The sequence below is a fragment of the Shewanella frigidimarina genome, from assembly GCF_003797125.1.
Classification (GTDB): Bacteria; Pseudomonadota; Gammaproteobacteria; order Enterobacterales; family Shewanellaceae; genus Shewanella; species Shewanella frigidimarina.
Genome location: NZ_RKKE01000001.1, coordinates 952,905 through 972,808 on the forward strand (window position 1 = coordinate 952,905; position 19,904 = coordinate 972,808).

Below are 19,904 nucleotides of genomic sequence, written 5' to 3' on the forward strand. Positions count from 1 at the left end.
GTTTTTCATTCATTAACAGCACTGGCTTAATTTTATACATTGTTCTGAGTCACATTTATATCCAACAAACCACCAGAACCACCTCTTAGTGGGTATTATTAGATTAATTTCATATACTCAGGACGGCTTTATGACGATTTGTAGAACAATGTTGTTATCCTCGATTTTTTTACTTAGCGCATGCGGGAGTGATTCAAATAGTACTGTGACGGTAGCAGAACAAGTATTACCTCAGGGGCAATTCTCTTTAGCTATTTCTGATTCACCTATGGTTGGAGTTTCTCATGTTGGTATGGTCATGGGGGAACTGGTCATGACTGATGCTGAGGGCGTAATCCATAGACATGATTTACAGGATATGACGTTTAATCTACTCGATTTTCAGGGGATGGACAGCCATCTTGTAGTCGATAATATCGACTTACCCCTAGGTCAGTACCATGATGCCTATGTCACCATCCAACAGGGCGATGGCAATGACGGCTGCTATGTTGAAGATGGCCAGGGTCGACACGGTTTGTATGTAGCCGATGGACAACTTCCAGTTTCAGATTTTGAAATAGTAGCTGGCCAGCATATTTCTATCACCATGGAAATTGACTTGTATCGTGGCCTTTCATATCAACAAGGAGAATACCATTTAGGTCATCAAGCGATGTGGTCCATTGATAATCGCTATATGGGCCACTTGCTGGGTGAAGTAGATCCTCAATGGATTGCCGATTGCGAGACAACTTATTCCGACCGGACTCCGATCGGGGGACAATTTAGTCACATGGCCTATCTGTATCCTGAAGAGGTAACTAATATTGATCAAATGACGGATATGAGAAACAATCCTCCTGAGGGGGTAACTCTACCGACTGCGGTAAGTCCTATGATGCAGGATATTGACGGCAACTGGCACTTTGCCATGGGTTATTTGCCAGCGGGAAACTATCGGGTCGGCTACAGCTGCTTAGGTCATTTAGATGACCCTGTCAACGATGATATGACTAGTGGCCAATTTGTTATGTTTAAAGATTCTGGTTCAATCACTATAGAAGCAGGAACACAGGGAGGCCAGCAGACAGTACATGAGTGCGGTAACGGCAATGGTGGTCATCACGGACACCATGGCGGCTAGCTAAATGAGTCAGGCTCCCATTCACTTGGGAGCCTCCACGACCAAAAAAGATAGTAAGCCATGTTAACGATAATGATGATTATCATTAAATCGAAATATGAGCAGATACTCTGCTCCATCATGATAAGGGTTGAGCGGAAGCCTTACATATAAAGTGACTAAAACCAAAAGAGGTCAAGTTCCGCCTCAACTTTAGAGTATTAATGATTTTGTTATTTTTCTTGTTGAAAAACAGAGTTTAATCTTCTCCTATACATGGTTTATTCCCCTGACCCATAGTGATTTCTTTAATAGATTTAATCAAATCTGGTATTAACTATATAGTCAGTTTAAATACGAATCAAACGTCCGAGTTAATCAATTTCTAGCCCCTAACTATGTAAGTTATCATCTGAAATAAAGCTTTTAACTGATTTCTCTCCACATGATGTTAAAGGAAATGTACCATCATTTAAGTTATATAGTTGAAACATGTGCCATTACATCAATTATCAAAATCTAAACGTAACACGTAATTGGACAGTAATAAGTCAGTTAAAATACTAATTTAGTTACAAATGAATTAGCCAAATTTTCCAATGACCGCAAGTTTTGATTTACGAATAACCTCAAGGTCCTGGTCAAAATAGCTAATCAACTACATCCTCACATCTAACGTTGTGGACAAAAGATATTAGCCACCACGTTAGAATATTTAAACATCACTCATGAACGATAATGATTAAAGTTAACGATTTATTAACCGTTAATTTGTTACTTGTTCCATTAATATTGATGGGGACAATATTTGTGGGAGAATTTGTGGTTTATCAACACCTTTTTTATACCATAAATACAAAGGTACACCAGAGCGCCCATGTTGTGATAAAAACTGGGTAATTAGAGTATTACCATTGGTCCAGTCGCCAACCATCGTCACTACATTGTGTTGTGTAAATGCCGCTTTTACCTCATCACGATCAATCGATGTTTTTTCATTCACTTTACACGTTAAACACCAGTCAGCTGTGAAATATAAAAACACATCCTGTTTAGATCGTAGTTCAGTTAATTTATCTTGCTCGAAAGAGATAACATTTGAACTAATTTCATGCTGTGGGGTTGTAGATGGTGTACTTGGCATCAAATAGATAACGGCATACAGTGGCACTAAGGTAAGCAATATACTTGGCCACCATTTTCCTTTGCGCTGCGAATACTGCCAAATACCAGTTACCCATAAGCCAAATGTCGATAACATCGTCGCAGCAAGTACCGACAAAACATAATCATTGTTTGATTGACGCATTAAAACCCACACTAAACCGAGTACCGTGATAAACATTGGTACAGATAGAATTCGTCTGGCGGTGGCCATCCAACTACCAGGTTTAGGTAAACGAGTGCGCAACGCAGGAATAAAACCCACTATTAAGAACGGCAACGCCATACCGAAACCTAAGCCTGCAAAAATCACAAACGCGATTCCAATTGGTAGCACTAATGCTGCTCCTAACGCTGTAGCCATAAACGGTCCGGTGCAAGGTGTTGCAATAAATGCAGCAAGCACGCCAGTCCAGAAATCGCCGACAGGTCCTTTTTTGTCTTGCAAGCTAGAACCCGAAGTTAATGTGCCTATTTCAAACAAGCCTGCCAAGTTAAAACCTATGGCACTCATCAAGACAATTAGTACAGCTATTACCCCTGGACTTTGTAACTGAAACGCCCACCCGACTTGATGTCCAAGTGCGCGTAAACCTAAAATTATGCCTCCAAGTATTACGCATACCAATACTGCACCTAAGGTATAAGCGACTGAACCAATTTTTGCTTGTTTCTCTGAACTTTGATGAGAAAGACTTAAAATTTTCAAGCTTAAAATCGGAAAAACACAAGGCATTATATTAAGTAATAAGCCTCCTAAAATAGCTCCAAAGAATGCAGTTAAACCAATCAACCAGGTGCTTTGATTTGTAGTGCTGCTATTTTTACTTTCTGAGTGGGCATCAGTTACATTAGCATCAGGGATAAACGCAACATGATCGGTTTGATGAGCATCAAAACTCAACGCCGTACCATTAGATAACACTAAGACACCTTTAAATAACTTACCTGCTTCGTCACCTACCTGAGTTTGCATGGTTAACACATCATCAAGATGAACTAATACTTGCGAAGCATTGTTTATGATGGTGTTATTAATAAGCGGATAAATATGAGCATCCGCCGTATCAATAGAACTTGGCAATGGAAGGGAAAGCGTTAGCTTGCTATTTTCAATTGAAAACGCACCTTTGACATCCAGCGGTTTAGGGATCTTTTGTCGCCATTGGTTAAATTGGTTTTGATGTTCACGGGAGCGATTTCCATCACCGACAACAATCATAGTGGTAACGATTTGCTGCTCAGGTAGACAAGTTTGGGGATTGCATACCAAGTAGCTAATATTGAGCTTTATGGGTAGCTGAGTACCGTTAACAATATTCTGATCTATGGTTAACGGTGCAAGCAAGGCATATTCGCCGTGATAGATATAATTCATAATATCACTGGTGACTAACTGGCTTGGCGCAGGATATTCGAACTCACCGATTGTTACTCCTTCCGGTAAGGTCCAATTTAACGTGTTGGAAAATCCAGCATCACCAGGATTAGTCCAATAGCCATGCCAGCCCTCTTTTGGCGTCATTTTTAACGCAATATCCTGAGTGCCCCCCGCAGCGGGTTGCTCCGAACTGGTCATTATAGAAACGGAAATAAGGCTCTGCCTGTTATTTTGTTCATTTGCCATGAGTTGAAGTGAGCAAACCAAACCCGTCAACCAAACCATTAATACAACAAAAATTTTCATACTACGCATTCTGTCTTATCTCTGTTTTTTAAATGAGAAACTGAATCACACCACTTTTAACATCGTCACAATTAGCTCTCTATTATTATGAGAGCTATAGAGTCATTGCAGCGACTTCAAAAAGTTAAAATATACTTAGTTAACGCTTGAAATAGTGCGAAGTGACTGATTAAAATCTTCATCTTGAATCGATGATTTAAGGCTGACTTTACCCATTTCATCAATCAGGATAATCGTTGGTACTTGATTCACCCCAAATAGTTTAAACAGTTCGCCTTTTTCATCAAACACTATCGGTAGCGTAGTTTGATAGCTCTTACGGTAATCTTGAAGTTCTGCAACCGATGACCATAGGTTGGTTGATATAGTCACCCACTCAATGTCTCTTGCCTTAGATTTTTGCTCTAATAGCTCACGTACTTGTGTACAAGCTTTTGATGTTTTAGGTTCTGTTTGCTCTAAATACCATTCACACCAAGGACCAAAAAATACCACCCCCACGGCTTTACTTTTTGGGGTATTGAAGTTGAAGTTGACAGACTTGTTGTCAATCGTGGAGAACGATAAATCAGCTACAGAATCCCCCATCTTGTAACCTGAATCTTTAACGATAAGCATCGGATTGTTTATCGGTTTATCAGTCGTTTTTTCAGCAACCACTTTATCCAGAGCCTGGTGAAACTCTTTATCATCTTTGTGGCCAAAATATGCAAACTGACCCTTTTTATCAATCAACAAATGCTGAGGGGTAACACGTAAATTAAATGCGCGAGCAAGCTTGCCATCATCGATTGTGATTGGCATTGTTAACCCCATTTTTTGACGAAAAGCATTTACCGATCTTAAATTATCACTAATTCCGGTATTAACAGCGATCACTTGTACTTTGTCGCCATACTTCTTATAGATGTCTTCAAAGCTCGGCATTTGTTCGCGGCATGGTACACACCAAGTTGCCCAAAACTTTATATAAACTGGCTTTTTGCCGTATACCTGAGCAAGATCGATGTTGTTACCATCAATGGTGACAATGTTCATTTGCGGTGCGGGTGACCCCACTAGTGATTCTCCCGCAGACTTAGCTCTTCGCTCTCCCTCCGCAGAATAATCCTCCTCAGCTTGCAAATGTTGGCTAAATGCAAATAGACATAAAAATGTGATCATTGGTGCTTTTATGAATTGACTAAAACGTGTCGCCATAACAATTTTCCTATCTTTCTTTCTCTATCTAAAAGTTAATCATTACTTTAAAGGTGTGAGTTAACATGCACTAAAAAATAATAATCTTAACGGTTTTTAACAATGTTTATTAGTTCACTGAAAACGTGCTCATTACGTGTTCTCGCACTTGCTCATGCACATATTTAACCTGTTTCTGTACAATAACTGGGGTTGCTGCTGTTCCTTCAATCGTAAAAAAAATCACGTTCATTAAGCCAATCATCGCCAATACTTCTGTCATATAAGGAGTGAAGAAATCTGTCTGATAAGCACCTTCGCCAGAAAACACGCCGCCAGCAGAAATGAAGATATAAACCGGTTTATCACTTAATAAACCACGCTTACCTGTTGAAGTTATTTCAAATGTGCGCCCAGCTCTAACCACATGGTCTACCCAACACTTTAATCCAGAGGGTAATGAATAGTTATGCATAGGAGAAGCTATAATCACTACATCGGCTTGTTCAAGTGAAGTAATTAGCTGATTTGAAGTTGCTAAGCTGCCTACCGCTTGAACATGCTGTTTTTCCTGCGAACATAGTGCAATAGCATAGTCCACATCGACATGAACAAGTGTAGTTACGTCAATTTCATTAAGTTCAACAGAACCTATCGCCGACAACTGCTCAATCATGGTCTGCGCTAATGAATACGTGCAGGATTGATGTTGCTTTGGACTGCAATTAACTAGCATCACGTTCATATAACCTCTCTAATAACGTCAAGAATAGGTATCACTTTATAAGCTAAGCATGATACAAATAGTTATGGCCTACTATAAGAGCCATAAATTAACTTTTTTTATGGGCCATATTTGAAATGGAAAAACGACCGAATAGAAAATTCGCTTACAAACAAGTATACCAACGAATTCACTCTGCTATTTTACAAGGCATACTAAAGCCTGGGGACCGTATTCCTTCAGCCAGAACACTGGCAAAAGAAATGGGGGTTGCGCGAGGTACTGTTGAAGAAGGTTATGCGTTACTTAAAGCTGAGGGATACATTGAATCAAAAGGCCAAGCAGGAACTTTAGTCAGTCAAGATATTCAAGATCCATCTACCGTTAAAAAGGCTATTGCCACCTCCCGTCAACCGGGTTTCATGTCTGAAATTCAAGTATCTGATATTATGCCTTTTCAATTAGGTATTCCCGCTTTAGACGCATTCCCTAAACAAACTTGGTCAAGAATGACTGCAAGATGTGCCAGGAATACACATATAGACAATCTCGTTTATCCATCTGTTTACGGTATACCAGAATTAAGAGTTGCTATTGCTCAATATTTACAACTGTCTCGTGGCGTTCAATGCCAGCCGACTCAAGTGTTTATTACTTCTGGATATGTTAATTCGCTAAAATGGATTAGCAAGGTGCTTTTGCAGCCAGAATCATATATTGGTGTTGAAGATCCAGGTTACCCACTAACACGTCGTATACTTGAAAATAACCATTTTAACGTTATCCCTGTTCCTGTTGATGAAGACGGAATAAACATTCCAAACAACGATAAAATAGCAGCAGTAATTGTTACTCCAGCTCATCAAAGTCCAACCTGTGTGTCTTTATCGCTCAATCGTCGGCAAATGCTTTTAGAATGGGCTGAAACTAATCAGAGTTGGATAGTAGAAGATGATTATGATGGTGAATATCGCCATACAGGGCTTCCATTACCTGCATTAAAAAGCTTGGATACTCAAGACAGAGTCATCTACTCTGGAACATTCAGTAAAGTACTATTTCCAAGTCTAAGAATGGCTTATATCGTGGTACCACAAAAGCAAGTCAGTAATTTTGAGCAATGTTCAGAGTTATATGCGGGTAATGTTTCTGGCTTGATACAAAGTTCCGTGCTTGCCTTTATGCAAGAAGGTCACCTTGCTCGACATATTCAACGGATGAGAAAACTCTATCGGGAACGTCGAGAATTAGCAGCCAGATTGTTTAATCAAATTTTAGGCGATAGGGTTTCAATTGAACCACAATCCGGTGGTATGCACATGATTGTAAAACTGAACGATCCGAAAAGCGATGATATGGCAATAGCCGAGAAAATGATGAAAGCAGGATTATTCTCCCAAGCCTTATCGCAATGGTCTTCTAGACCTATTCATCCAAGTTTAATTCTAAGTTTCACGAATATTAGAACTGAGGAAGAGTGCCTAAAATTAATATCTCAGTTAAAGGATATTGGTATCTAAATACGTTATTAAATGAGTAGTAACTCATTTTAGTCTCTGTAAAATAGCAAAATAAGATAAATTTTTTATGGAAAACAAAGGTAAGCACACTTAAATAGAGCTTTAGTTCTAACAAACTTTGGTGCAAAGGGTAGCCAGCAATAATCCCGCTGACTTGTAGCTGAAAAAGTAGCCGTAGGTTCTAGTGTCATTTAATATTAGCAATCTGTACTTTCTGGAAGTAATAGAGCATTCTCTAACTCAACACCAAGATATCTGATCGTATTGTCTACCTTTCTATGGCCTAACAAAAGCTGCACTGCTCGAGTATTCTTTGTTTTAGCATAGACAAAAGTCGATTTGATTTGCATGATAGAGTGGGTTTCATACAGGTTGGACCTAGTCCAAGATTGAATGCCCGTTTCCTAGCAATGTATCTATAGAACGAGTAGTTAATCGGCTGTTGCTTCAATCTAGGGCTGGGGAAAAGGAAATAGCTTGCGCTTAACGATGAAAGCAAGATGCATTTCATCTGACTTTGTTGAGTTCTTGTCGCTATTTCTAAACTGAACTTCAATGCCAGTCTTCTGCTGTATATGCTTAACTCGATTAAATATCAGGTCTTTGAAGATACATCGCATACTCTCAGAGGTAGTAAGTCGCTCGCTATAAATAGCCAAATTTAGCAGTACTAACGTCATCAAGCTGTTCTCAATCTCTAGTTTGGAGTGAATACGCTAAATTTCTTCAAGCCAAAAAGCCTTTTTGACGCCACTTCGTTGCCCACGGTTTAACATGACCATGATGCCCTCCTTTTTGTTGCTTGGTCATCACGATTGTAGTTAGTATTTGGACATTTTCGGGTTACTATTTTTTGTACATCATTGAACTTTTCGATAAATTTTTCTATCCCAAATGTAAAATCAACTACAAATCAGTGGACAATTTTGCTAACCCAGTACAAACCAAGTATTGACGCTATAATATTTTAGCTTTATTTATTAAAATCTTGAAAAGCTCTACTGTATAAATTGATATCTGTTTCTTTTACTTCGCCACGATTCAATTTTTTTTGTAAACCAGGGCCTACACGCATTGTGGTATTAGTCGCATCTATTTGTTCATGGCAATGGCTACAAGATAATATGGGCTTAGCATGTTCACCACAGTTTTTATGGACGTATTCGACTGGTGCTCCATCGGCATCGGCAGTCCATTTATCTCCCCAAGCAGTAATACTGAGTAGCACTGGATAAAGCTCAAGCCCTCGTTCGGTGAGCTTATACTCAAATCTATTGTATTTTTCATCATACAAATGCTTATAAATTATTTCTTCTTCTACCAACCTATTTAATCTATCAGATAGCCTGTGTTTAGTAATACCAAGAGATTGCTGTATATCAGAAAACCGGCGAATTCTCATGAATATTTGTCGGACAATTAATAATGTCCATGAATCGCCGAATATAGATAAGGAACGGGCTATAGAGCAGGTTTGAGTATTAACTTGATCCCATCGCATAAATAAAACCTTTGAAAACCATGAAATGCTATCCCAAATTATACTTGACAAGTTCCATTTTGCAACCCTATTATAATCAAGGTTCCAATATAGAACTCAACTGACCTTTTTGTACTGTTCTTTCTCTTTTTAGATCCATCTTTTTGGATTGAGTATCAGATGTAGTTTCAAAAATCGTGTAATTGTCATATTAATTTTGTAGATAACCGGAGGCAAAAATGTCACAAGAGAAACAAAAAGCACTGTTAAAAAAATCATCTTGCATTCTATGCAGTGTTAATTGTGGTCTAGACATTCAAACTGGCGGTGAAACAGGCAGAGAGCTTTTAAAAATTAAAGGTGATAAAGATAACCCATCATCGCAAGGTTACCTCTGTAATAAAGCTGCCCGTCTAAATCATTATCAAATGGGGCAAGATAGAATTAATTCTCCTATGCGACGTAAAAGTGACGGTAGCTATGAAGCTGTCTCATGGGAAACAGCAATCAAAGAGGTCGCGTCAGGTTTAAATAAGGTCAAACAAAACCATGGTGGAGATAAAATTCTTTTCATTGGCGGTGGTGGCCAAGGTAATCATCTTGGTGGCCTTTACAGCGATGGCCTGCAAAAGGCTTTAGGTGTGCGCTACCGTACAAATGCTTTAGCGCAAGAAAAAACGGGCGAGTTCTGGGTGAGTGGTAAAATGTTTGGTGGCGGCCCTCATGGCGATTTTGAAAATGCTGAGGTCAGTGTGTTTTTAGGTAAAAATCCTTGGCACACACATGGTTTTCCACAAGCTCGCACGGTATTAAAAGAAATATCAAGAGACCCTGAACGGGCCATGATCGTTTTAGACCCCTGTGTTACCGATACCGCTAAAATCGCTGATTATCACCTTCAACTTCAACCTGGAACAGATGCTTGGGCGTTATCAGCAATGATTGCGATTGTAATCCAAGAAGAGCTGGAAGATACAACATTCATATCAAATCATACTGAAGGGTTTGGTCAAATTCGTTCTCACTTTGCCCATTTAAACATTGCTGAGTATTGTAAAATAGCTCAATTAGATGTTGATTTAGTGACTCTGGCAACTCGTCGATTAGCTAAGGCGAAATCAGTCTCAATATTTGAAGACCTGGGTACGCAGCAAAATATTAATTCAACATTGGTCAGCTACCTCCAACGCATTTTATTTGTTATTACTGGAAACTTTGCAAAAAAAGGAGCTGCCAATATTGGTGTTTCTTTATTATCAGTATCTGATGCAAGCAAGGGTGACGTCTCAGTAAAGGGCACCCAAAAAAATACTAATTACAAAGTAAGCCCAGTGCTTGGCTCAAAAGTCATTATTGGTTTATTGCCGTGTAATGAAATTCCCGATGAAATATTAACCGACCATCCCAATCGATTTAGAGCAGCAATTATTGAAAGCTCCAATCCTGTTCATTCCTATGCCGATAGCGGGCGAATGCGCGAAGCAATGAAAGCGTTGGAGTTCACTGTAGTGATTGATGTTGCAATGACAGAAACAGCCAGCATTGCGGATTATATTTTACCTGCATCAAGCGCCTATGAAAAACATGAATGTGTCTTTTTTCAAATAGATTTTCCTAGGAATACTTTCCAATTACGCCATCCAATTGTTGATAAGCTGGCAGGCACCAAAATTGAAGCTGAAATTCATACTTTATTACTTGAGGAATTAGGGGCGTTAAAACCTGCTCATACAGCTATTTTACGTGGAGCTGCAAAACTAGGTCGACGAAGCTTTGCTCTTACTTTCACTGCATTACTTAAATTTAAACCAGAGCTGATGAAAGTATTACCTTCTTTATTGTACCGTTCTTTGGGTCACACTCTTGACCAAGGAAACGCTGCATCTGCTGCCCCTTTTTGGGCTTTATGTCATCAATTTGTTCGTAAAAACCGAAAGTATGCTGCCAATGCAGGATTTACAGGCCCGCTATGGGAAGCCGGTGAAAAAATGTTTGATACCTTATTAAATAGTCCATCAGGCTTTATATTTTCAGATTCAGGAACTGACTATAGCGATACTTGGAATCGTATGACTAGAACTGATAAAAAAATTCAACTATATCTACCAGAACTGTTCCCACAAACTTGTAATTTAGACACTAGTTTACTGGCTTGCCCAAAAGAGTTCCCCTTCATTTTGACCGCTGGACAACGACGAGGTGAAACGGCAAATACAATCATTCGAGATGCATCTTGGGATAAAAATAATAAATCACCTAGTTTATATATTCACCCAGAAGATGCAGATAAGTTAAAAATTGAATCCGGTGACCAAGTAAAAATAAGTACTCAAACCGGCTCAGGACAAACCCACGCATTCGTTACTGAGCAGCAACGGCCAGGATTTATTAGCTTACCCAATGGCTTGGGGCTTATTTACACCAATGCACAAGGTGAAACGGTTCAAATAGGTATAGCACCAAATGAATTGACATCATCAGACCGAAAAGATTTTTTTGCTGGTACCCCTTGGCATAAATATGTTCCTGCCAAATTAGAAAAATTATCAGAAGTTTAATATAGGGAATTAAGATGGCTTTTTATTACCAAAAAGTACTTGAAGTAAAGCACTGGAATGACACGTTGTTTAGTTTTAAAACCACCAGACCTGAAAGTTTAAAGTTTCATAATGGCCACTTTGTCATGCTCGGATTAGAAGTTGAAGGTAAACCTTTAATGCGAGCATACAGCATAGCGAGTGCTAATTATGCTGAACACTTAGAGTTCTTAAGCATAAAAGTGCCAGACGGTCCATTAACCTCTAGGCTACAACATCTACAAAAAAACGATACGGTGATGGTCAGTATGAAACCAGTAGGCACATTGGTTATACATGACTTAACCCCTGCGAAAAATTTATACTTATTTGCTACAGGAACAGGGTTAGCCCCCTTTATGAGCATCGTTAGAGATTTTGAAACCTATGAACGCTTTGACAAAATAATTCTCGTTCATGGTGTACGTTATGTTAGTGAACTGGCTTACCACGACTACCTTCTTAAAGAGCTGACTGACGATGAATATATTGGCGACATGGTGAAAGAAAAACTTATTTATTATCCAACCGTTACACGAGAGCCATTTAAAAACCAAGGTCGATTAACAGATCTGATCACTAACGGTAAGCTCTGTAAAGACATAGGTTTAGCGCTATTAACCCCAGAAACTGATCGTGCCATGATTTGTGGCAGTCCTAGTATGCTCAAAGACACGTGCAAACTTCTAGACGATTTAGGTTTTAGGGCTTCAACGCACACAGGTGATGTTGCTGATTATGTTATTGAACGTTCTTTTGTTGAAAAGTAATTAACGATAAATAAGGGGAAGTAATATGGCATTTTATGTAACGGATAACTGTATAAAGTGTAAGCATACTGATTGTGTTTCAGTGTGCCCTGTTGATTGTTTTCATGAAGGTGAAAACTTTTTGGTCATAAACCCAGATACCTGTATAGATTGTGCACTGTGTGAACCTGAATGTCCGGTGGGCGCGATATACAGCCGCGAAAGTTTACCTGATAAACAAAAACATTTTATAAAAATAAATGAAGAATTAAGCCAAAAATGGCCTGTTATTTCAGAACAAAAGTCACCACTCCTTGATGCAGAAAAATGGGATGGAGTTGCAAACAAAGTTGAATTTTTAATTCAATAAACAGATTAATCTTACTAAGGTATATGATTTTTTCATTCTAGATGATGTTGTGCAAGCGGCGTTTTTCAAGACAGTTGTCGCCTAAATTGTTAAGCAGCTTCTTTATGTTGCTCTGGATCTAACTACGCATCGCCTGTTGGCTGCCAGTTTGGCTCTTCTTTTGACCATCGCTCTGGATGTTCATTTCTTTTTGTCTGATACAACGCTTTTCGCTTCGCCAGTATTCCAACATCAAGACCATCATGTCTCTGGTTTGGTGTCACAAACTTAATCCTGCTATGGCGATGCTCGTTGTTGTACCAATAAACAAATTCATTGACCCATTTACGCGCTTCATCTAACGATTTAAAACCTTCACTGTAAGCGTCCGGCAAACTACGCCTTGCCTAGTTTAACCTGCCAGGGTAAGAGGCTGTTGAGGTCACAATTAGGGTTTGATAATTGCTCTAAGCAGTGTTCGATGTAATCGAACGGGGTGAGTTCATTCGCTTTGGCCGTTTCTATGATACTGTACAAAATGGCACTCGCCTCTGCGCCACGGTGGTTGTGGTTAAACAGCCAGTTTTTGCGCCCTATCACAAACGGTTTCACAGTCCGCTCTGCACGGTTGTTGTCGATATTAAGTTCGCTGTTTTCTGTATAACGGCCACGCTAAATTGAAAATGGACATAAACGATTTAGAACGCTAGTTCTGTTTATATCTATCCAGATAAGGTTTTGTATTGAAAACGTCTAAGTAAATGGCCATACTCACTTCGCCACTACAAACCTCATAATCCGCAATCAGCTCTTGTACTCACCTCTATCGCCAAGACATTACCTAGATGACGTTTATGGGAAACTTAATCTATAATATTGTTATTGAAAATGTTTTAGCTACTTCGTGAATCTTCCAGATAGGAAGATATTTTATGGTGAATAAAATCCATAACCTGCTTGGTGGAGAGGTTAAACAGGCATACCCTCTTATTTAGAATAGTGACAAGTTAAAAAAACTGCGTGAGTTGATCGATGAAGTGACTAACTATCCAAGTAAAAAAACAAGCTGCAACGCCATCGAAGCGTTTAGACTATATGGTGTCTAATGCTGTTTGAATGGTTAATGGATACACAGTTCTTTAACGTTACAGAATATCGTCGATGGGAACCGGTCTGCCGATCTCATAACCTTGGGCGAAATCAACTCCCATATCCTTTAGTCGCTGTCTAATAGCATCATTCTCAACAAATTCAGCAATTGTTTTCATACCCATAACATGACCAATATCATTGATTGATTTAACCATAGCTTCATCGATAGGATCGTCCAAAATATCTTTAACAAACATCCCATCAATCTTCAACGTAGTCACGGGTAAGTTTTTCAAATATGCGAATGAGGACAAACCACTGCCAAAATCATCCAGCGCAAATTGACAACCAAACTCACACAATGTTTTGATAAATAAGGTTGCATCCCGTAAATTACTAATCGCAGCCGTTTCTGTTATTTCAAACTTGATCATACTGGGTGGTAAATGATGCAATGTGATCTGCTGCATAATATGGCTGAGTAGCGCACTACTCCCTAACGATGCGCCTGACAAGTTGATCGCTAAATGATCAATATCACCTAAATGTTGAAAATGTAGTTCCATCCAAATTAATGTATGGTCAACTACCCAACGGTCTATCGCTTCTGACAAGTTATAGCGTTCTGCTACAGGCAAAAATGCGCCGGGGGGAGCAATATCACCGCTTCGTGTGCGCAATCGGAGTAATATCTCATAAATGCGCTTTTGCGTTGGATCTAAAAGTGACACTATCGGTTGGGCATAGAGTTCAAATCTATTTTCATTCAACGCATATTTGAGTTCATGAACCCAACGGAATTCACCATCGCGCTTGGCTAATAATTCATCGTCAAGTTGATAGAGATGGATACGGTTACGGCCTAAGTCTTTAGCGGCATAACAAGCTGAATCAACACAAATTAATATTTCTTTGGTATTTTTTGTTTGACTGTTAATTTCAGCAACACCGATACTAGCACTGATGCTAAATATATTCTTTTCCCACAAAAACTGATAATTCGCAATTAATTCTAGTATATTGTGCGCTGTGCTCTGGGCTTGTTCGAGACTGCATTGCATCATTAAAATGGCAAACTCATCACCGCCTAAACGGGCTAATATGTCTTTTGGTTTAATATGTTTACTTAACAACAGACCTAATTGACACAGCATTTCATCTCCGGCCATGTGGCCGCAGGTATCATTGATGATTTTGAACTGATCCAAGTCTAAAAATATTAATGTATGAGTAGTCTTATCTTGTTGTGAAGATAATATGCATTGAGCAAGTAGGTTTTCAAATTCATAGCGATTAATTAATCCTGTCAGCATATCGTGAGTTGCCTGATAGGCTATTTTTTGAGAAGCCAGTCTTGCTGTAGTTACATCTACTTGAATGCCAATAAAATGGGTTATAGCACCATCATTGGTGACGGGTACAACGCAGACTTGGGCCCAAAACAGTTCACCATTTTTTTTACTATTTTGTAATTCACCGCTCCATTGTTGACCTGATAATATCGTTGCCCAGAGTTTTTGATAAACACTATCAGGCGTATAACTTGATCGAAAAACATTAGCTTTCTTACCGATAACTTCGGCTGCGGTATAACCTGTTATGTCGGTAAACTTAGGGTTCACATGTTCAATAATACCGCTTACATTTGTTATGAATATACTCTCAGGACTGTACTCAACCACCATAGATAGTTTTTTCAAGTCCTCAGTACTTTGCTGCTTTTCTGTGATGTCATTAAAGACACCAATACCGCCTTCTAACTCTCCAGTATTGGAATAAAGTGGGGCGAAATTTGCGTGTAAATACATAAACCGTTGGCCGGATATTGATGTATAAGGGCCTTCAAAAACACTCACTTTACCTTGCAATGACTGTGTCACCATGTTCAGTAATTCAGGATTTTCAAGCCGCTCAAGCATGTTAAAACCAATCAGCGTATCCCTTTCTGTCAGGAGGATTTCTTCAAAACGTTTATTGGTTTTTTTTATCACACCCTTAATATCGTAATGCATAATACCAATTGGGGAATATTCAAAAATTGATGCTAGCTTTGCTTCACTTTTGAGTAACTTAGATGTTTGTCGTGCTATTTTTTTTGCCAGAAGCCTAACTTGCCGACGAGGCTCTAAGCTAAGAGTAATAATTAAGGGGCAGGCAAATAATAAAAATAAAGCCGAGATGATTAAATTGGAATATAAGGCCTCATTTAATAGTGTGTCGATATGGCTAATTGAAATGTCAGCACCAACAATATATACGCTACCATCATCGGCATTAACAGGTATGAGGATACTACGAAAATCGCCCCATTTATCACTACTTTCATGGATTTGACTCTGACGTTGTTCAAACATAGCCGGAATATCTGATGCGGCATCGTCATAATATTCAAAATAATTAAACGCAAACGTATTGGATTCTAGCTCAGCATCAGAGGCGCTTGAAGAGGTGTAGAAAATTTTATTATTTCGTAAGATAAGAGTATAGAGATAAACAATATCAGTGCGCTGAGTATATTCTGATAACGCTAAGGTAATAGCAAGATCTTGTTGCTCAGACAGATCTTTTTTGCTCATATCCTTACGATGCAAATCCTTGGGAAGAATCGAAGGTATCGTCAGCGCTGCATTTTCTAGCTGTTGATCCAGCTCAGAATACAGGTGTTGTTTTTCTTTGAAATAATTGACTGCAGAAAAAATGACTACCCATATTACATATAGCGTAATAGCAAAGTAGATACGGAAGTTATTTTTAATTGGCTGTAACAAAATAATATCACTATGTGTTATGGGTCATGAAATTGACTTGTTAATATTTTCATATCAATAAATAATAGAAATAGGCGATATGAATATTTTACATTCTTCAGCTAATCACCCAACCTAAGTACCAAATTATGTAGGTGTAGAGCCATCAGTTTTATGTTAACTAGCTGCCATCGAACGGGTATAACAAGTTTTCTATCATTGTAAGTGATTAATTAAGCAAGGCGTCTCTTATAGACACCTTGCTATGAGAAAGCTTTAATGAGTGATAATGCTTTCTTCAATCTATGGGTTAAGTATGTCAGCAAAATCGCCATTGGCGACAGTGCCATTGGTCACTATCACAGCTTGTTTGTCTGCATAAATGAAGAAAGGCTGGTTAATATCATCTGGAGTATTATTGACATCAGGATCATCATGTTGAGCGACACAGGTGTAACCCACGCTGTAGCTACCCGCAACGACAAAACCAAATTCATAACCTTGACCAATAACTTGATTGTTTTGGTCGACAATGTCATTGACTCTAGCGGCTGCAATCGGTGCAGTTATTGGGGCTACAACGGCCTCACTTCTGAAATCGCTCATATTGTCGAGCGCGGTTGCATCGGAATATAAATAGACTGCCTGGCTAAAGATACTGCCACCGGCGGCAGTTTGACATTGTGTTGTCAGGTCTGCGGGGATATTGCCTTTAATCGCGCCGACTTCAGCATTGTTATATAACTGCACAGACGTTGGCTTTAGGGTCCAGTAGTCTTTATTTCCGTGAGGGTCTTGTAAGCCACTGTTTAGATCAAATTCGGCCACAAAGCTGTTTATACCGGCAGCGATAGTGAAGGTTTTATTAAAAAATAAACGCCCTGTATCGGTATCATCCGCACCCACACCGCCACATGAGCCATTGCTGTTGGTTGTCAGACCATGGAGATTATCATCCAGGGTTTTCACATAAGAGCTATCGGCATTTGGCGTTTCACTTCTTTGCATGTAAATACACATTTGGTATTCGCCGACAGGGATACTCTGGTCACTCACTAAGGTTTCAACTGCGGTGCCTTGAAATTCAAGTAAGTTGACTTGCTTTAATGCGCCATTGTCAGACACGTCAAATGAAATGCTGCCAGCATCATTTTTCAATACCACTTGTTTAAAAGCGATCGTCACATCTTTAGCGTCACTTGGGTTATCTGAGACGCCTAAGCTGAATACTCCCATTTTCGGCGCCGTTGTGCTGTCGTCACCACCACAGGCGACAAGTAAACTGGAGAGGGAGAGTGCGACAAGTTTATTAACTATTTTCATGGTGAATCTTCTTTTAAATTAGAGGAATAACGTTGTCGTAAAAACCAGCTACTATCTTAATTTTTCGCTCATTCTATCGAGTATGATTACGTTTGCAAGCGTCAATTTTTTGAAAAGCGTCAATAGGTTAGCGCTATTTAATCGAACGAAGGTCGACACATTAATATTGTAATTAAAGTCATCAAGATAGAAAACTTTTTATCGCAATAATAACAATGGACCGTCAATATTAATTATCCATCATAATGAGACGTGCGATTAAAGTGTTCAGCCAAATCAGAAAGATTCATGCAATACTCTTTTAAACAGATTGTAAAATCACAACGGCATTAGCGAGTCAAATAGCTTGTTAATTTAAATGAAAAACGTTCACGATCTCGCCCTAGTAATCAGCCCCTGCCATGAGACTTCATTTTAAAAAACGATCAATGTATAAGATTTTAAACATAAAAAATATAATTTAACATTAAGTTAACCGTAAGTTGTCACATTAAATAATTTTTATTATTTTCATCATAATCAACGAACACGACCTGATTTCTTCCATATTTTTTTGCTTGGTATAAAGCGGTGTCAGCTTTTGATATTATACTATCAATATTTAATGGCACATTATAATTTTTTTCATTTTTAAATAAACACGCACCCGCACTTATTGTTATAAATGGTTTTACATGAGACTTACTATGTTCTATATTTAACATTTTAAATGATTCAATTAATTCAGAAACAATAAAGTTACAACTTTCATTTTCATTTATGGCGCTTACTATCAAAAACTCTTCACCTCCATATCGAACACAAATATCTGTCTGTCTTTTAAAAAAACTTTCTAAATGTGTCGAGACTTTAATTAGAGCCCCGTCACCAGCCTGATGACCATAAAAATCGTTATAGAACTTAAAATAATCTACATCTATCATAATTACCATAAAATCGATATTAAACCTAGTGAAGAAAGGTATTTGTTTCTCAATATATAATAACAATGCTCTTCTATTTGCTATATTAGTTAACGGATCTAATAGAGTATTTTCATTCAAGGTTTTATTTTGTGCATTTACCCTATCAATTAATTCATTGAAATACCTGTAAACAGTATATATTTCTGTTATATCGTTCTTGTTTTCGATTTTACTTAATGTACAACTAATATTTTTGTGGTTATTATTTGAGGTTTCTCTAATTTTATTTGCAAGAATATTTATTGGTTTAGTAATTTTTAAGCTAAAAATTGAAAAAATTATATACAGCATCCCCATTAATAATAATATAAATAACAAACTTTTCCAATCCAACCATGATGGGTTTACGCTATTAGGGTGTTGCATTGTTAATTTTCCGATTGGATTATTCCAAACATCGTGTAAATACAATTCCGTTTCACTTGATATTTTTGGTTCTGGCTTTACGTCTAGCCAATCACTTCCTGAATATAACGTGCTTCCACCATTAAAAGGAGCATAATTTATATTCGTAAAAGTAAAACTTGCCATTTCATCAACCAAATCTTGATCGAATATTTTCAATATTATTAAATATATATTGCCATCACCAGTCTTATTGCTTTTTTTTATTTTTACTGAGCTAAATAAAGTTGGACCAAAATTAGTCACAATCAAGCCAGTATAGCTAGGCGTGTCATATCGTTCTATTGCAGAAGGTGATAGATTAAGATAGTTTTTTATGCCTTTATTATCTGGGAGAAAAAAATCAATTTCACTCTTTGTTTTAGAATTAAACCCTGATTTAAATAAAACTGTATTGTTATCGTCGATTAAAATAAATCCATCTATTTTCAAATTTGAGAACACTTCAACATTAAGGTTATTTTCTATAAAATCAGCATTAAAATCTTTTGAGAACGCATAAGTATCATCCCAGATAGCATAATCATAATTAATTGTATTTATTCTTTCAATTTCACGATTCCCAGCTAGAGCTAAAGAGGCAAGTTGTTGGCTAACACTTAACTTTAGTGCACTTTTAAGTTGGGGTATTTCGATGAAAACCCTATAACCGAATACCGCAAATGAGAAAGACAATAACAACAATAAAAATATTCGGCTTTGTAATTGCCCAATGGAAGTTAATCTTTTAATTTTGTTTTTTTTAATTTTAATCATTCTATTTCCAATCTAATTTTTAGCTATTTAGTTTTAATTACATTATCATTGCCAATTACATCAGAAAAATCATTCAAACAAAA

At 38.0% G+C, this 19,904-nt stretch carries 12 protein-coding genes and 2 pseudogenes; 5 read left to right on the plus strand and 9 right to left on the minus strand.

The window, feature by feature from the left end:
* Positions 1-130: 130 nt before the first annotated feature.
* Positions 131-1,126 (plus strand): DUF4382 domain-containing protein, encoded by a 996-nt coding sequence (locus tag EGC86_RS04260; protein WP_123776722.1) that lies wholly within the window; start codon positions 131-133, stop codon positions 1,124-1,126.
* A 745-nt stretch (positions 1,127-1,871) separates the two neighbouring features.
* On the opposite strand, the gene EGC86_RS04265 is transcribed toward EGC86_RS04260, so the two are convergent.
* The 3 genes from EGC86_RS04265 to EGC86_RS04275 all read right to left on the minus strand — a co-directional run bounded on the left by EGC86_RS04265 (position 1,872) and on the right by EGC86_RS04275 (position 5,880).
* Entirely contained in the window at positions 1,872-3,956 is a 2,085-nt protein-coding gene (locus EGC86_RS04265; protein ID WP_123776723.1) for a protein-disulfide reductase DsbD family protein, read from the minus strand.
* Between the two features lie 135 nt (positions 3,957-4,091).
* Positions 4,092-5,156: a TlpA disulfide reductase family protein gene (locus EGC86_RS04270; protein WP_123776724.1), complete on the minus strand. Its 1,065-nt coding sequence runs from the start codon at positions 5,154-5,156 to the stop codon at positions 4,092-4,094.
* 109 nt (positions 5,157-5,265) lie between these two features.
* Positions 5,266-5,880: an FMN-dependent NADH-azoreductase gene (locus EGC86_RS04275; RefSeq protein WP_123776725.1), complete on the minus strand. Its 615-nt coding sequence runs from the start codon at positions 5,878-5,880 to the stop codon at positions 5,266-5,268.
* A gap of 116 nt (positions 5,881-5,996) precedes the next feature.
* On the opposite strand from EGC86_RS04275, the gene pdxR reads away from it, so the two are divergent.
* Positions 5,997-7,379, plus strand: coding sequence for a MocR-like pyridoxine biosynthesis transcription factor PdxR (gene pdxR, locus EGC86_RS04280; RefSeq protein WP_123776726.1), 1,383 nt, complete (start codon positions 5,997-5,999; stop codon positions 7,377-7,379).
* A 973-nt stretch (positions 7,380-8,352) separates the two neighbouring features.
* Here pdxR and EGC86_RS04290 read toward each other — a convergent pair.
* Positions 8,353-8,880, minus strand: a complete 528-nt coding sequence (locus EGC86_RS04290) for a winged helix-turn-helix transcriptional regulator (RefSeq protein WP_123776727.1) — start codon at positions 8,878-8,880, stop codon at positions 8,353-8,355.
* A gap of 218 nt (positions 8,881-9,098) precedes the next feature.
* Here EGC86_RS04290 and EGC86_RS04295 point away from each other — a divergent pair, with 218 nt between their 5' ends.
* Genes EGC86_RS04295 through fdxA form a run of 3 tightly spaced genes read left to right on the plus strand, consistent with a single transcriptional unit; the run spans position 9,099 to position 12,554 of the window.
* On the plus strand, positions 9,099-11,417 hold the full coding sequence (locus EGC86_RS04295; protein ID WP_123776728.1) for a molybdopterin-dependent oxidoreductase: 2,319 nt from the start codon (positions 9,099-9,101) through the stop codon (positions 11,415-11,417).
* 14 nt (positions 11,418-11,431) lie between these two features.
* Complete coding sequence (locus tag EGC86_RS04300) at positions 11,432-12,205, plus strand: ferredoxin--NADP reductase (protein ID WP_123776729.1); 774 nt, start codon at positions 11,432-11,434, stop codon at positions 12,203-12,205.
* A gap of 25 nt (positions 12,206-12,230) precedes the next feature.
* On the plus strand, positions 12,231-12,554 hold the full coding sequence (fdxA, locus tag EGC86_RS04305; RefSeq protein WP_123776730.1) for a ferredoxin FdxA: 324 nt from the start codon (positions 12,231-12,233) through the stop codon (positions 12,552-12,554).
* A gap of 122 nt (positions 12,555-12,676) precedes the next feature.
* On the opposite strand, the pseudogene EGC86_RS04310 reads toward fdxA, so the two are convergent.
* The 5 genes and pseudogenes from EGC86_RS04310 to EGC86_RS04335 all read right to left on the minus strand — a co-directional run.
* Positions 12,677-12,913 (minus strand): annotated as a pseudogene (locus tag EGC86_RS04310) (integrase core domain-containing protein); the annotation flags it as partial.
* A gap of 16 nt (positions 12,914-12,929) precedes the next feature.
* Positions 12,930-13,199 (minus strand): annotated as a pseudogene (locus EGC86_RS04315) (IS66 family transposase); the annotation flags it as partial.
* Between the two features lie 479 nt (positions 13,200-13,678).
* Positions 13,679-16,393 (minus strand): EAL domain-containing protein, encoded by a 2,715-nt coding sequence (locus tag EGC86_RS04325; protein ID WP_245423094.1) that lies wholly within the window; start codon positions 16,391-16,393, stop codon positions 13,679-13,681.
* Positions 16,394-16,675: 282 nt separating this feature from the next.
* Positions 16,676-17,695 (minus strand): DUF4382 domain-containing protein, encoded by a 1,020-nt coding sequence (locus tag EGC86_RS04330; protein ID WP_123776731.1) that lies wholly within the window; start codon positions 17,693-17,695, stop codon positions 16,676-16,678.
* A gap of 485 nt (positions 17,696-18,180) precedes the next feature.
* Positions 18,181-19,821 carry a diguanylate cyclase gene (locus EGC86_RS04335; RefSeq protein ID WP_123776732.1) on the minus strand — a complete coding sequence of 547 codons (1,641 nt, stop codon included), beginning with the start codon at positions 19,819-19,821 and terminating at the stop codon, positions 18,181-18,183.
* Positions 19,822-19,904: the final 83 nt, after the last annotated feature.

Bases quoted from the DNA above. Each gene is read 5' to 3' on its own strand.
- EGC86_RS04300 (WP_123776729.1), top strand. From the start codon at position 11,432: ATGGCTTTTTATTACCAAAAAGTACTTGAAGTAAAGCACTGGAATGAC.
- EGC86_RS04295 (WP_123776728.1), top strand. From the start codon at position 9,099: ATGTCACAAGAGAAACAAAAAGCACTGTTAAAAAAATCATCTTGCATT.
- EGC86_RS04270 (WP_123776724.1), bottom strand. From the start codon at position 5,156: ATGGCGACACGTTTTAGTCAATTCATAAAAGCACCAATGATCACATTT.
- EGC86_RS04275 (WP_123776725.1), bottom strand. From the start codon at position 5,880: ATGAACGTGATGCTAGTTAATTGCAGTCCAAAGCAACATCAATCCTGC.
- EGC86_RS04330 (WP_123776731.1), bottom strand. From the start codon at position 17,695: ATGAAAATAGTTAATAAACTTGTCGCACTCTCCCTCTCCAGTTTACTT.
- EGC86_RS04265 (WP_123776723.1), bottom strand. From the start codon at position 3,956: ATGAAAATTTTTGTTGTATTAATGGTTTGGTTGACGGGTTTGGTTTGC.
- fdxA (WP_123776730.1), top strand. From the start codon at position 12,231: ATGGCATTTTATGTAACGGATAACTGTATAAAGTGTAAGCATACTGAT.
- EGC86_RS04290 (WP_123776727.1), bottom strand. From the start codon at position 8,880: ATGCGATGGGATCAAGTTAATACTCAAACCTGCTCTATAGCCCGTTCC.
- EGC86_RS04260 (WP_123776722.1), top strand. From the start codon at position 131: ATGACGATTTGTAGAACAATGTTGTTATCCTCGATTTTTTTACTTAGC.
- pdxR (WP_123776726.1), top strand. From the start codon at position 5,997: ATGGAAAAACGACCGAATAGAAAATTCGCTTACAAACAAGTATACCAA.
- EGC86_RS04335 (WP_123776732.1), bottom strand. From the start codon at position 19,821: ATGATTAAAATTAAAAAAAACAAAATTAAAAGATTAACTTCCATTGGG.